Origin of the sequence: Algoriphagus oliviformis (genome assembly GCF_017254915.1) — a bacterium.
Taxonomy (GTDB): domain Bacteria; phylum Bacteroidota; class Bacteroidia; order Cytophagales; family Cyclobacteriaceae; genus Algoriphagus; species Algoriphagus oliviformis.
Map to the genome: position 1 here is coordinate 212,283 of NZ_JAFKCT010000001.1, position 13,499 is coordinate 225,781.

The following is a 13,499-nucleotide window of genomic DNA, read 5'->3' on the forward strand; positions in this document are numbered from 1 at the left end:
GAATGCTACGCATCCTCCAGTTCCTTTACCGAATAAGGGCCTTTATCCTTTTCGTCTTTCTTGAAGTGGCGGCAGTCTGGATGATTGTCACCAACAATTCTCCCCAGGGTGCAGCTTTCTTCAACAGTTCCAACGCGGTCGTCGGCTCGCTCCTGAAGCAGCAGGCTGACGTGGTCCAGTTTTTTTCCCTAGCGGATGCCAACGAAGCCCTGACCACCGAAAACGCCGAAATCCTCGAGCAGCTTCTCGCGCTACAGGTCAAGCCTGACAGCGTGTCCCTTCCCTTGGATTCCGCTTTCGCGGCTACCTATGAGTTTCGCGGCGCCCGCGTCATCGGCAATTCCCTGCGCTTTTCTCAAAACTACCTGACAATCAACAAGGGAGCCAAAGACGGGGTCAAGCCGGGCATGGGCATCTTCAATCCCGAGGGAGTCGTGGGACGAGTGAAATCCGTCTCCGAAAACTACTCCGTGGCTTTTTCCCTGCTCAATACCGGCCTGATGGTTTCTTCCAAAATCAAGTCAACCGACGTATTTGGCTCTGTGCAGTGGGATGGCAAAAGCTCGACGGAAGCGCGCCTGCTTTTTGTGCCCCGCCACGTGAAGACGCAGGAAGGCGACACCATCGTCACCTCCGGATTTAATGCCGTCTTTCCCGAAGGCATACAGATTGGTGTGATCTCCAAGGTCGCCCCGAATGAAAAAGACCCCAACTACCTCGACCTGACCGTCAAGCTGAGTACCGACTTTAGCAAGGTCAGCTACGTGTACCTGGTCGAAAACACGCAGTTTAACGAACTGGATTCGCTCAATCGCCAAGCCGAGATAAGCAATGAATATTAGAAATCTGATTTCCTACCTGCTGCTGATCATCTTCCTGGGCTTGGTTCAGATTTTCTTTCTGAAAAACCTGGCCCTTTTCGGCGTGGCTTTCGCCTTCGTCTATCTCCTGGGAATCCTGAGCCTCCCTATCTCCACGCGTCCGGTGCCCGTGATCCTGATCGCTTTTGTGCTCGGTTTTGTCATCGACCTTTTTTACGAGACCATCGGGATGCATACGGCCGCAGCGACGTTTATGGCCTTCGCACGGTCACTCTGGCTTCGCGCGATCAGCCCCACCGGCGGGTACGTGGAGACTGAGGAGCCTACCCTGTCGGAGATGGGTTTTGGCTGGTTTTTGAGCTACTCCCTTCCCCTGATCTTCGCCTATTCCCTCGTCTTTTTCACCGCTGACCAGTGGGGCACGGGAGGCCTTTGGGTGATCCTCAACAAAAGCCTCTTTTCCTCCCTTTTCACCTGCCTTTTGGTTATACTTGTGCAACTACTGTTCTTCAAACGCAGAAGGAGAATCTGATGAAATCGAGCATATCCCCACAGTCAAAACCTGGGATGAATAGAATCCATGCGAGATTCCATGTGACCCTTGGGAAACAGTTATAATCTCATGAAAGACCAAAGACCCGTAGTCATTCTCATCTTTATTTTCTTGGTGAGCATTATCCTGCTTACCAAGCTTTTCATGATCCAGGTGGTGGATGACAGCTTCATGAAGCGAGCTGAAAGCAACGCGATCCAGCGGATCGTGGACCACCCCTACCGTGGCCTGATCTACGACCGCAACGGAAAATTGCTGGTGTTCAACAACCCGATCTTCGACGTGATGATCGTGCCCAAGGAATTCAAGGTCGGCGACACCACCCGCTTTTGCGAGCTGTTTAAGATCTCCAAGGAACAGCTGATCGAGTCCTACACCGCTGCGCGAAAGTATTCCTCGGTCAAGCCCTCCACGCTGATCAAGCAGTTTTCGACCAAGGACTTTGCCAGGATCCAGGACTTCCTCGTGGACTATCCGGGGCTCTTCATCACCACGCGCTCGGTCCGCTCCTACCCCAACGCCACTGCGGCGCACGCCCTGGGCTATATCGGTGAAATCAGCGCCGGCCAGCTCGAGCGCGACACCCTGAAATACTACGCCCAAGGCGACTACGTCGGACTGAGTGGCTTGGAGCGCTACTACGAAAACGACCTGCGCGGGCGAAAAGGCGTCAAATACAAAATGGTAAACGTCCGCGGCGTGGACAAAGGCCCCTTCAAGGACGGGGAATATGACACCGCCTCCGTGGCAGGCAAAAACATCACCTCCACCCTAGACATGGACCTCCAGCTCTACGGGGAGATGCTGATGGCCGGCAAGACCGGCTCGGTCGTGGCCATAGAGCCAAAGACGGGGGAAATCCTCGCCATGATCTCGGCACCTTTTTACAACCCCAACGAGCTGACGGGGGCCGACTTCTCGAAAAACTATCGAAAACTCAACGGCGACCCCAGCAAGCCGCTCTTCAACCGGCCGATCATGGCGATGTATCCTCCCGGTTCCATCTTCAAGATCGTCCAAAGCTTGATCGGATTGCAGGAGGGCATCCTCACGCCCAACACTACTTTTGCCTGTAACCGCTCCCTGGTCGCCTGCCACAACCATCCCAGCCCTGTCAACCTCTTTGGAGCGATCCGAAACTCCTGCAACCCCTATTACCACCAGGCATTCCGCATGATCATCAACCAGGAAGTGTCCTCCAACACCTTCAAGGACACGGAGATCGGGCTGAACGCTTGGCGGGAGAAAGTGTTGAAATTTGGCTTGGGCAGCTCTCTGGGTGTGGACATGAGCAACGAGAAAGGCGGCTCAATCCCCTCCAGCAAGCTCTATGACCGCGTCTATGGCGAGGGGCACTGGAAGTATTCGACCATCTACTCCCTCTCCATCGGACAGGGCGAGCTGCTGGTCACCCCCCTCCAGATGGCCAATCTCTCGGCGGTCTTTGCCAACAAAGGCTACTACTACACCCCCCACCTGATCAAGGAAGTGGACGGTGACCCAACGCTCATCCCCGCCAAATACCAGATCAAACATGAAGTGGGAATCGACGCACACCACTTTGACCTGATCCAGGACGCCATGGCCGAGGCAATCTACGGTACGGCTGCCCGTGCGGTACTGAAGGACATCACCATCGCCGGCAAGACGGGAACCGCCCAAAACCCACATGGCGAAGACCACTCGGTGTTTTTTGCTTTCGCCCCAAAGGAAGACCCTAAAATCGCCATCGCCGTCTATGTGGAAAATGCCGGCTGGGGTGGACGCGCGGCGGCCAGTACGGCCTCGCTGATGATCGAAAAATACCTGAGAGGCAGCATCACCAGACCTGCTCTGGAAGAATACGTGTTGGCCGGAAACTTTATTTACTGATGAGGGAGTCTGATATCCATATCAATCGGGTGGACTGGATCACGGTGGTGATCTACTTTGCGCTGGTCATGATCGGCTGGTTCAATATCTATGCAGCGGTCTACGACGGCCAGGCGGAAAAGAGCATCTTTGACTTTTCGATCAATTCGGGAAAGCAGCTGGTCTGGATCGGCACGGCGATCATGCTTATCATCATCATCATGGTGGCCGATTCCCGCTTTTTTGAAAACCTATCCCTCTACATCTACTTGGTCTTCCTCGTGCTGCTGATCATTACGCCCTTTGTGGGAAAGGAGGTCAACGGACAGATCCTATCCATCGGCGTGGGGGATTTCCGCATCCAGCCCGGGGAATTCGCCAAGTTTGCCACTGGGCTGGCCCTGGCCAAAGTCATGGAGCGCCCGACCTTTGACCTGTCCAAAAAGAACTACCAGGCCATCGCCTTTGGGGTTTTGATGGCTCCGGTCATCCTGATTTTGCTGCAGCCTGACACCGGCACGGCGATGGTCTATTTCTCCCTGCTGTTGATGTTCTATAGGGAAGGCCTTCCGGCCGGCTATTACATCTTGGGCTTTGGGCTGATCGCTATCGTCCTTTTGGCACTGGGAATAGAAAACAACCTCTATCTGGCCGCTGCAATCGTGGTGGTCACCTTGATCTTGATCTTCTTGGGAAAAAGAACCTGGCAGCGCATCCTTGCTTTCTCCGCGATTGGCCTGGGGCTGATCGCCCTCATCTACTCGATAGACTTCGTGGTAGGCAAGCTCCCCGAGCACCAGCAAAACCGGATCATGGTACTCTTCAACCCCAACCTAGACCCCCTCGGCGTGGGATGGAATGTGACCCAGTCCAAGATCGCCATCGGCTCCGGCGGCTTGCTGGGCAAGGGCTACCTGGAGGGGACACAGACCAAGTTTGACTTTGTGCCGGAGCAGCACACGGACTTCATCTTCTGCACGCTGGGTGAGGAATTTGGCTGGGTGGGAAGCTTGGTCGTCATCGCCCTGTTCGTCGGCCTGCTCTACCGGCTCGTCTTCATGGCAGAGCGACAAAAGACCCGGTTTTCCAGGATCTACGGCTATTGCGTGGTTTCTATCCTGCTTTTCCACTTCATGATCAACATCGCGATGACCATAGGACTGTTTCCCGTCGTCGGGATTCCGCTGCCCTTCTTTAGCTATGGAGGTTCTTCCCTCTGGTCGTTTACCGTACTCCTGTTCATTTTTGTGAAAATGGACTCTTCCAGAGCGACGCAACTCGGTAGACTGGGGTAAAAAAAGTAAGAAGTAAGTAGTGGGTAGTAAGTAGTCTTTGATCACCACTTACCACTCACTGCTTACCGATATCCATTTACTCAATCCGCGTGCTTGCGGTACACCAGCTGGATAAACTCACGGACCGCCTCTGAATTCACATCCCAACCCAGCTCGGACACGTAACGGGAGTTGATCAGCTCTATGGCCGACTCAAACGAGCCCGCCTCGTCTATAGACTTGAGCGCATGGCGGAGCAGATCCGCATTTCCATCGAAAAGCTCCTTGGTAAACATGAAGCGCTGGTTGAGTGCAAGGCTTTCGGAGAGCTCACCGAGAATCCCCGACATACCCCGATAGGACTCGGAAGCAAAGTGGGTCTTGAGCTTGGACGCGTTCAGCTGGGCCCCATTGCCAGAGGGCAGGCTCGGTGCGGCCACCGTCTCCACCACCGGCTTTGGCGCTGGGGCCTCCGCTGCGGGAGCTGGATTCACCTTTGCAGGCTGTTCGGTCTCCACCTCCTCAAAAAAACTGGACTCTCTGGGCGCTACTACTTCCGACTCTGGCTGAGCCGTGGGCATTTCCGTCTCCGACTCTAGGTACAGATCTAGGTCGAAAGCCTTCACATCCCCCAAAGTCGCCAGGAGGAGGTTTACCGACTCAAATGAGTCTTTTGCGGCCTGATAGTTGGCTGCGACGGCGCGGAGATACGCTCCGGTATCGTGTCCGAATCCCGTCTTGTCGATCAGAAAAGTGACGGCCTTGTCATGCCATTTGTAGTATTTCTTGTTCTCCTTGAGGTATTCGTTGATCTTTCCCTGCGGAGCTTTGTTGATCTCTTTTTGGTAGTAGGCCACAGGGTCTGTCGCCACTTCTACGGCCTGGGCGACGGCCTCCCGCACCAGAGGCTCCAGGTTGCTCCGCTCCACCTTGATCCGGCGGGACAGCACGTTCATAAACTGGGTGAGCGCCTCGTGCACAGCAATATCGCGATAGTCGAAGTAGGGGCTGCTCTTCAGCTTGGCCAGCTCCTCCTGCCAAAGCTCAAACAGCCTTTTGATGACAAAAAAATTGACCTGCGTACTGCTGGTCAGCTGGATGATATCCTGGCCGGTGATAAATTGCCGGCTGGAGAAAAAACCTTCACATACCAACCGGGCATATTCGCGGGAGTAATTTTCTAAATAATTGCTGTTAATTTGAACTGTCATGTGTGGGTCTTGTTTTCAAAAGCAAACGAACAAATGCCCCGAATAGTCATTCAAAACCTGGGAAATCTTAGCATTGATTCGGCGCACGCTGATCGTAAAGTTATCGAATTAATTCATGAAAACGGAACGGACTGGATGCATGCCTGCGGGAAAAAAGGCCGCTGTACCACCTGCAAGATGATCGTGCTGCAGGGCATGGAAAACCTCAGTCCCGAGACCGGGCCGGAGCTGGCCTACCGACAGCAGGGCCGACTCCGCACCGACGAGAGGCTCAGCTGCCAAAGCGTCCTGTTGCAAGGCGAGCTCCTCATCCGGGTCGCCAAAATCAACCAATTTCCCCATATCGCATATACCGAATAGCATGTTTATAGAGCCGTCCCTGAGCAGCCGCAGGCAGTCCGAACGCAAAGGTCAAATCGAGGTGATCTGCGGTTCCATGTTTTCGGGAAAAACGGAGGAGCTGATCCGCAGGCTGACGCGGGCCAAGCTCGCCAAGCTGAAAGTGGAGATCTTCAAGCCCTCCATCGACAAGCGCTACCACGACTCGGACGTGGTCTCGCACAACGAAAACACGATCCGGTCCACGCCCGTGCATTTTGCCGGGGACATCCTCCTCCTGACGGGGGACTGCGATGTGGTCGGGATAGACGAGACGCAGTTTTTCGACGAGGAGATCGTCCGCGTGGTGCAGCTCCTGGCCAACCAGGGCAAGCGGGTGATCCTCGCCGGCTTGGACATGGACTTCGAGGGAAAACCCTTTGAGCCCATGCCCCGGCTGATGGCTATCGCCGAGTATGTGACCAAGGTGCACGCGATCTGCATGAAGTGCGGGGATCTGGCGGCTTTTTCGCTGCGCCTTTCGGCTGCCAGAGAAAAGGTCGTGCTGGGCGAGAAGGAAAGCTACGAGGCGCGATGCCGGAAGTGCTTTCTGGACGACAAGAAGTAGGGAGGTCGGGAGGTAGGAAGCAGGGAGGCAAGTCGGTGTCCTTGCTTGGAAGATTGTCACAACCAGCCGATATGTGCCCTTTTCGGCAGCGTCCATCAAATGCTTTTGGGCTCGACATTGCCGATGGAAAGTATTGAAAGTCTCGTAAATCGTATATGATGTCCGCTTTTTTGCCAGTAGGTATCGGTGACGATACCAAAGAAGGCTAAACTTTGGGCTTTGCCCTACTTCGGTCTTCCGACTAGATTGAAGAAGTAAATTCGCTTACTGGCAAGAATGCGGATAATCATGAAATCGTAAATCCCAAATCCCCTTTTCACTTTGCTCCGCAAAACCCAAGGCCTCGTGCTCAGCTCCATCCGATATAAGGATACCAGCATCATCGTGAAGATCTTCACCCGGGAGCTGGGGCTGAAATCCTATCTCGTCAACGGGGTCAGAAGCAGCGGCAAGGGCTCGAAGATCGCCCTCTACCAGCCTCTCACGCTCCTGGATCTCGTGGTCTATGACAAGGAGAACGCAGGGCTACAGCGCATCTCAGAGGCAAGGCTACAACGGGCCTACCAGCGGATCCCTTTTGATTTCCCCCGAACCAGCATCGCCCTTTTCATGACCGAGGTGATCAGCCGCAGCATCTATGAAAACTACCAAAACGAGGGCCTCTTTGACTTCCTCTCCGAAAGCGTCGAAGTCCTCGACCACAGCGAGGCTCGGCTCTCACTCTTTCCACTGGCCTTTTTGATAGACAATGCCCGGTTTTTGGGCTTTTCCCCCGAAGAGGCCGAGGGCTTTATCCTCGAGTCCAAAAACCAGCCTTTCGGCCAGGAGGAACTGCCTCTCGTACTCCACACCCTGAAGGCCCTGCTGGAAGACAGCTTCCACTGCCAGGCCAAAGTCCCCACGCAACTCCGGCGCAAGCTGCTCGACCACTTGCTGGACTTCTACTCCGAGCACCTGGACAACCCCAGCCAGTTCAAATCCCTGGCCGTGATCCGCCAGCTGATGGAGTAGGAAACAGCCAAAGGCACAGGGATGAAAGCCCTCGGAAAGCGGCTTACAAAGCGCCGATTCCAAACCGAAATCGCCTGTAATTCAAAAACCTGCACGAAAACAAAAATTTGTTAAATCCAAATGCATGGGTTAATATTGTGCCATCACCGTGTATGAGCAAGTCAGCCCACTTTGACTTGAGCTTTTCCTGCAGACCTTTTTTGCTCAGAAAATCATCCACGATTCCAAATCGCAATTCACATCATATTTATTTCATACCCTCTTTATGTATAACATAGAAGAACTCAGAATCAGGCTTTTATCTGAACTGAAGGAGATTGCCGAGGAGCTGGGAGTAAAGAACTTCAAGAGCCTCAAAAAAGACGAGCTCGTCTACGCAATCCTCGACCAGCAGGCCATCACCCCCGAGCAGGCCCTCCCGAAGAAAAAGCCCTCTGCAGCGGAAACCCCACCCACAGACGCAGAAAAAACCTCCCCTCCCCCGGCACCCAAAACACCCTCCGAAGAGCCGGCCGAATTCAAGCCCAAATTCAAAAGACAAAACGTAACCGAAGCTCCCAAAGCCCCTGAGGCTCCAAAGGGCGAGTCCACCGCTGCCGAAGCTAGTCCCGAATCCAAGCCTGCCAAGCCAGACTGGAAGCAGAAAAGGGAGGAACGCCAAAGCTCCGACAAGGACAAGAGAGAGGGAAAACCCGCCCAAGACAAAAAAGAGGGCCAAACCGAAAAGAGCGAGGCCCCTGCCGGAGACGAACCGAAGACATTCAGGCCTCGTCGCAGAGCCTTCGAAGAGGTGGACGTCGCTGCGGCAAGTGCCTCCACCGAATCCACATCCGGAGCAGGCACTTCCCCGTCCGAACCCTCTTCCTCCAAAGAGCCTGAGACAGAGCTTCCCAAGCGCAAAAACTTCAAATCCCAGGACGAAGTGATGGCTCCCGCAGCGGAGACCTTCCACAATCCCAACAGAAAGAAGCCATTCGTCAGCCCTAGGGAATTTGACGGAGTGATCGATAACGAGGGGGTTTTGGAGATCATGCAGGAAGGCTACGGCTTTCTCCGATCCCTGGACTACAACTACCTAGCCTCTCCAGACGACATCTACGTGTCCCCAAGCCAGATCAAACTCTTTGGCCTGAAGACCGGTGACCATATCAAAGGATCTATCCGACCGCCCAAAGAGGGAGAGAAATACTTTGCCCTGCTGAAAATCGGCACCGTCAACGGCAAGACCACGGACGAAATCCGTGACCGTGTGCCTTTCGAATACCTCACGCCACTTTTCCCGGAGGAAAGACTCAACCTTTCCACCAAACCGGACGGCTACTCCACGCGAATCCTCGATCTCTTTGCCCCTATAGGCAAAGGTCAGCGGGGTATGATCGTCGCCCAGCCCAAAACGGGTAAGACCGTACTGCTCCAGCAGATCGCCAACGCCATCACCAGAAACCATCCCGAAGTGCACCTCATGATCCTTCTGATCGACGAGCGTCCGGAAGAGGTGACTGACATGGCTAGATCCGTAAAGGCTGAGGTGATCTCTTCCACCTTTGACGAGCAGGCTGACCGCCACGTGAAGGTAGCCAATATCGTCCTCGAAAAAGCCAAGCGCATGGTGGAGGTCGGCCATGACGTGGTCATCCTCCTGGACTCCATCACCCGACTCGCCCGCGCGCACAACACCGTGGTGCCTAGCTCCGGCAAAATCCTCTCGGGTGGTGTGGATGCCAACGCGCTCCACAAGCCCAAGCGGTTCTTTGGCGCAGCCAGAAACGTGGAAAACGGCGGCTCCTTGACCATCATCGCCACAGCTCTGGTAGAAACGGGCTCCAAGATGGACGAGGTGATCTTCGAAGAATTCAAGGGAACCGGCAACATGGAACTTGCCCTGGACCGCAAACTCGCCAACCGCAGAATCTACCCTTCCATCGACGTGCTCGGATCGGGTACCAGAAGGGAAGACCTCCTCATGGACAAGGAAGAAATGCAGCGCGTATGGATCCTGCGCAAGCTGATGAGCGACATGAACTCCCAAGAGTCCATGGAATTCCTCCTCAACCGCATGAAAGGAACCCGCGACAATGCGGAATTCCTGATCAGTATGAATGGGTAAATAAATTCGTCCGTAAACAAAAAAAAGCTCTCCCGTTCAAACACGGGAGAGCTTTTTTTGTTATTGAAATTCCAAGATGACTAAAGCTGCAAAGACGCAACTAAAAACAAAATGTATTTTACTGCCTTCCATCTACATTATTTCGCAATCTTATTTTGCTTTATAAATTGTCCAATTATCTTTGCCAGCGCTTAATTACTTAGAGCCTAGCCCTTTGGGCCCACCCTTGCCCTATAATTCTTAACACTGCTTAATGAGGAGTAAATTTCATCTACTTCTTCTATGTTTTTGCTTTGCCTTTTTCTCCACGAAGGAGGCGAACGCGCAGTGCTCGACATGCTCCGCAACGAAGACTTACACGGGTAGCGGAGGGAATGTTTCCAATTCCTCAGGCAATTGGTCGCCAACGGGTGCTGTCTCCAGCGGAGCCACTATTGTGAGATTCAACGGTGCGAACGCTTCCTATAATTGGACGGAAAACAATCAATTTAATTTGGGAGGTATAGTCCTCCAAAATGGCGCTGACCTAACTCTTGACCGTGGCAACCTAGGAAACAATCCATCCTTTGCCATTCAGGGTGCATGTATTACCATCGGCTCTGGTTCGGTTCTGAACCTGGTATATATCACGGAGCTTAGGAATATCACGATTTGTGTAGAAGACGGGGGCAAGTTGATCATGGACTCCAGAAACGCCACGCGCAATGATTATACATTAGATGGAGTTCAAATCAACCTACAAGGTCCAAACGCGCATCTGGAAATTGGGGAAGCCGACTTTATCCTCGGTAGTGGGGGAGTAGACATCACGGGCTGGACGGGCACTACATCCGGAGTATGCCCGATCGCAACTCCAAATTCTGGAGGAAGCTCAGGGAATATCTCATGGACAAATGAAAGTGATGGAACAGAAGTATGCAGGCTGCTGAACGCAAACAATTCCTGTGGCCCCGCGGGATGTGATGTAGTGGTCAACGGCGGCACTGTGACAGGAACCATTCAAGATGGCAGCACTATCTGTATCAGAGGCAATCGAACCTACGCCATCGACCTGCAAAACAGAACAGACCTCACGATCTGCGTAGCCGCTGGAGTCACATTTACCGGGTGGTTCACGGGATATAACTCCTCCAGCAAAATCACGGTAAACGTATACGGTACCACCTCAGGAGATTTGACTTTAAACAACAGCCAAAGCAGTTTCAATGTACTTTCTGGGGGCAGGTTTAACAGCTACGGTACAGTAACAGCGCAGGCCGGCACCGTGACCAATCAAGGGACTATCAGCAATGGGGTACAAGTTTCCAACTCCGCAACCTACTACAATTCCGGAATCCAATCCGGGCAAGTCACCCTGAGTAACTCTGCCATTTACACTAATGCCGGTACACAATCCGGCCAAGTCACGCTGAGCAACACCTCCAGCTTCACCAATTCTGGCACTTCTTCGAATAGTGTTATACTCAATAATACCGCTACCTATTCCAACTCCGGCGTGCAATCCGGAAATGTGACCACGAACAATCCCAATACTTCCTATACAATTACGCCAGCAGGTAGCCAAACAGGGGGGCAGATCAATATCACAAACGGAACTTTGAGCAATCAGGGGACGATCAGTCGCCCTGTCGTCGTCTCCGGAAACGGAATCTTCTCAAATTCCGGAACACTTTCTGGAAGTCTAGCCTTAAGCGGTTCCGGTGCTGTGTCCAACTCGGGAACTATGAATCTGAGTGCATTCACTTTTGACAATAATACCTCCGGAATGTCATTCACAAATGCTTCCAACGCCAGCCTTACCGTCAGCAACTCCGTGACCGCATCCGGAACCCTGAATATCCAAGGCAATGCCAACTTCCTGCAAAACCTCACACTGAGAACAAATAGCGGCCTGACTAATCTTACGCTTTCGGGGAATGGAAATCTCGTCGTGGGAAACACTTTTGATGTGGCAGCTAACAGCCAAGTTAACCTCACCAATGCCGCCAACCTCAGTCCAGGTCCCACGTTCACAGCAAACAGGCTAAATTTTTCAAATGATGGAGGATCCTCGCCGAGACAATTCAATGTGGGCGAAAACACCGCTGTAAGAATCCTCGATGTCGCCACGCTTCAGAGCGGAAATTCACAATTGACGATTGAGGGCAGCTTTGAAACGGGTATCAATGTCACGGATTGCAAAAATACCTTTGTCGTATCCAACAATGGAGGAGCTAGCCCGACGAGGGTCCGGGTCAGGGGTGAGGGAGTCCTGGATGTCACAGGGAGCGTTTCGATCAGCAAACATATTACCGCTGAGGATGACGGCGAGGTAAGTATCTCCTGCAACCTTGTCCTGGAAAACAATGGGGACAATTCGCTGACCGTCTCTGACAACGTCAACCTTACTGTAGGCGGCAACACTACCCTCAACAAGCCCATGTACGTAAATGGTGATGCCACGATTAACATTTCAGGGAATCTCACTCTTCCCAATGTCGCCAGTGAATTGGTAATCAACGACAACAGCTTTTTTTATGTAGGAGGAAACACATCCATAGAAAGCCCTATTCGCATGAATGACAACGTGACGGTGACCTTTGACGGAAACATCAACCTACCCAATGTTGGCAATGCACAAATTTGGACAGACGACAACGCCGATGTCTTGGTAACCGGCAATATGACCAAGTCTGGGGGCACCGTCACTGTTCTAAAAGACAGTCAATTGGTGTTTTGTAATGCCAGACTGCCAGACGGAACGGTTTCTGGGCAGTACCCAAACGCCACCGGCTCGGGAATGTCCATTTCTCCCAGCCCTGCTTTCTACGGTGGATGTAGAATCCTTCCGATCGAGTTTGCTTACTTCCAAACAGAGTTTATAGACTCCAAAAGATCCGCAAAGCTCTCTTGGGCCTCCACCAAAGAATGGGGGAATTCCCACTTTGAGATAGAGCGTGCGGTAAATTCTATCAAAACTTGGGAAAAAATCGGTGAAGTAGCCGGACAAGGATACTACGAGAAGCCAATGGAGTACTTCTACGAGGACATGGCTTTGCCACCTTCAGGCGGCAATGTATTCTACCGCATCAAGCAGGTGGATTTTGACGGCAGTCATTCCTACAGCGTCACCCGGGCGATTCAGGTACCTGCTGCAGGATCCCGTGAAGCGTGGATTCTCTTTCCAAACCCAAGCGCCGGTGGGGCCGCAATCCAAATACAGCCGCTCGGGACCGAATTGTATCTCGACCAAAAAATAACCCTTTCCCTCATTACTACTGTTGGAGAGGCGAAAAGCGGACAGGCAACCTCTCCCAATGAGGCATCGAGTCTACTCTCGGAGTGGTTGGCTCCGTATCCTCCGGGAATATACCTTGTTCAAATTCTGTGGGGCTCACAGAGTCAACAGCTCAAGGTGATTAGAAAATAGCTTTGCCAATTTACCTTCTTCTGATTTTTTACTTCTGTCTTGGAAGCATCCGGCACATCGGAGATTTTTCGCTTGGGTTAAAATGGGCTTCGCGCTTTTTTGCGAACATTGATCCATTGAAAAGTCCCCTGGAATCTAAAATAAAGGTCAACTTTACTGATCGGCAAGGCCGATAAAACAGCTCTGCTACCCGTTTTTTGGCCTTCGTATCCAATTATAACTTGTTATAAGTCCCACATTAGCAGAGAATAAAATATTATCATACCCATTTAACTTGGAAAAATACTGATATATTTGAAATACGTTTTTGTGAGTA

At 52.5% G+C, this 13,499-nt stretch carries 10 protein-coding genes; 9 read left to right on the top strand and 1 reads right to left on the bottom strand.

Going from position 1 to position 13,499, the window contains the following annotated elements; translation table 11 throughout:
• The first annotated feature begins 2 nt into the window (after window positions 1–2).
• The 4 genes from mreC to rodA all read left to right on the top strand — a co-directional run bounded on the left by mreC (window position 3) and on the right by rodA (window position 4,520).
• On the top strand, window positions 3–842 hold the full coding sequence (gene mreC / locus J0A68_RS00985; RefSeq protein WP_206576311.1) for a rod shape-determining protein MreC: 840 nt from the start codon (window positions 3–5) through the stop codon (window positions 840–842).
• Complete coding sequence (locus tag J0A68_RS00990) at window positions 832–1,353, top strand: rod shape-determining protein MreD (RefSeq protein ID WP_206576312.1); 522 nt, start codon at window positions 832–834, stop codon at window positions 1,351–1,353. Before mreC ends, J0A68_RS00990 begins: the two co-directional genes overlap by 11 nt.
• A gap of 90 nt (window positions 1,354–1,443) precedes the next feature.
• Window positions 1,444–3,246 carry a penicillin-binding protein 2 gene (gene mrdA, locus J0A68_RS00995; protein WP_206576313.1) on the top strand — a complete coding sequence of 601 codons (1,803 nt, stop codon included), beginning with the start codon at window positions 1,444–1,446 and terminating at the stop codon, window positions 3,244–3,246.
• Window positions 3,246–4,520 (top strand): rod shape-determining protein RodA, encoded by a 1,275-nt coding sequence (gene rodA, locus J0A68_RS01000; RefSeq protein ID WP_206576314.1) that lies wholly within the window; start codon window positions 3,246–3,248, stop codon window positions 4,518–4,520. Before mrdA ends, rodA begins: the two co-directional genes overlap by 1 nt.
• A gap of 80 nt (window positions 4,521–4,600) precedes the next feature.
• Here the strand turns inward: rodA and J0A68_RS01005 are convergent, their stop codons facing one another.
• Window positions 4,601–5,710 carry a DUF8457 domain-containing protein gene (locus J0A68_RS01005; RefSeq protein WP_206576315.1) on the bottom strand — a complete coding sequence of 370 codons (1,110 nt, stop codon included), beginning with the start codon at window positions 5,708–5,710 and terminating at the stop codon, window positions 4,601–4,603.
• 33 nt (window positions 5,711–5,743) lie between these two features.
• Between J0A68_RS01005 and J0A68_RS01010 the strand changes: the two genes are divergently transcribed.
• From J0A68_RS01010 to J0A68_RS01030, 5 genes are all read left to right on the top strand, one after another.
• On the top strand, window positions 5,744–6,070 hold the full coding sequence (locus J0A68_RS01010; RefSeq protein ID WP_206576316.1) for a 2Fe-2S iron-sulfur cluster-binding protein: 327 nt from the start codon (window positions 5,744–5,746) through the stop codon (window positions 6,068–6,070).
• A 1-nt stretch (window position 6,071) separates the two neighbouring features.
• Window positions 6,072–6,656 carry a thymidine kinase gene (locus J0A68_RS01015; protein ID WP_206576317.1) on the top strand — a complete coding sequence of 195 codons (585 nt, stop codon included), beginning with the start codon at window positions 6,072–6,074 and terminating at the stop codon, window positions 6,654–6,656.
• 321 nt (window positions 6,657–6,977) lie between these two features.
• The gene (gene recO, locus J0A68_RS01020) at window positions 6,978–7,667 is read left to right on the top strand and encodes a DNA repair protein RecO (RefSeq protein ID WP_206576318.1); all 690 of its coding nucleotides are present in this window, start codon (window positions 6,978–6,980) and stop codon (window positions 7,665–7,667) included.
• A gap of 265 nt (window positions 7,668–7,932) precedes the next feature.
• The gene (rho, locus tag J0A68_RS01025) at window positions 7,933–9,774 is read left to right on the top strand and encodes a transcription termination factor Rho (protein ID WP_206576319.1); all 1,842 of its coding nucleotides are present in this window, start codon (window positions 7,933–7,935) and stop codon (window positions 9,772–9,774) included.
• A 493-nt stretch (window positions 9,775–10,267) separates the two neighbouring features.
• The gene (locus J0A68_RS01030; RefSeq protein ID WP_206576320.1) at window positions 10,268–13,183 is read left to right on the top strand and encodes a beta strand repeat-containing protein; all 2,916 of its coding nucleotides are present in this window, start codon (window positions 10,268–10,270) and stop codon (window positions 13,181–13,183) included.
• Window positions 13,184–13,499: the final 316 nt, after the last annotated feature.

What these genes read in the sequence shown, in the direction of transcription:
- rho (WP_206576319.1), top strand. Translation starts at nt 7,933, where the DNA reads ATGTATAACATAGAAGAACTCAGAATCAGGCTTTTATCTGAACTGAAG.
- J0A68_RS01015 (WP_206576317.1), top strand. Translation starts at nt 6,072, where the DNA reads ATGTTTATAGAGCCGTCCCTGAGCAGCCGCAGGCAGTCCGAACGCAAA.
- rodA (WP_206576314.1), top strand. Translation starts at nt 3,246, where the DNA reads ATGAGGGAGTCTGATATCCATATCAATCGGGTGGACTGGATCACGGTG.
- J0A68_RS01010 (WP_206576316.1), top strand. Translation starts at nt 5,744, where the DNA reads ATGCCCCGAATAGTCATTCAAAACCTGGGAAATCTTAGCATTGATTCG.
- mrdA (WP_206576313.1), top strand. Translation starts at nt 1,444, where the DNA reads ATGAAAGACCAAAGACCCGTAGTCATTCTCATCTTTATTTTCTTGGTG.
- mreC (WP_206576311.1), top strand. Translation starts at nt 3, where the DNA reads ATGCTACGCATCCTCCAGTTCCTTTACCGAATAAGGGCCTTTATCCTT.
- J0A68_RS01005 (WP_206576315.1), bottom strand. Translation starts at nt 5,710, where the DNA reads ATGACAGTTCAAATTAACAGCAATTATTTAGAAAATTACTCCCGCGAA.
- J0A68_RS00990 (WP_206576312.1), top strand. Translation starts at nt 832, where the DNA reads ATGAATATTAGAAATCTGATTTCCTACCTGCTGCTGATCATCTTCCTG.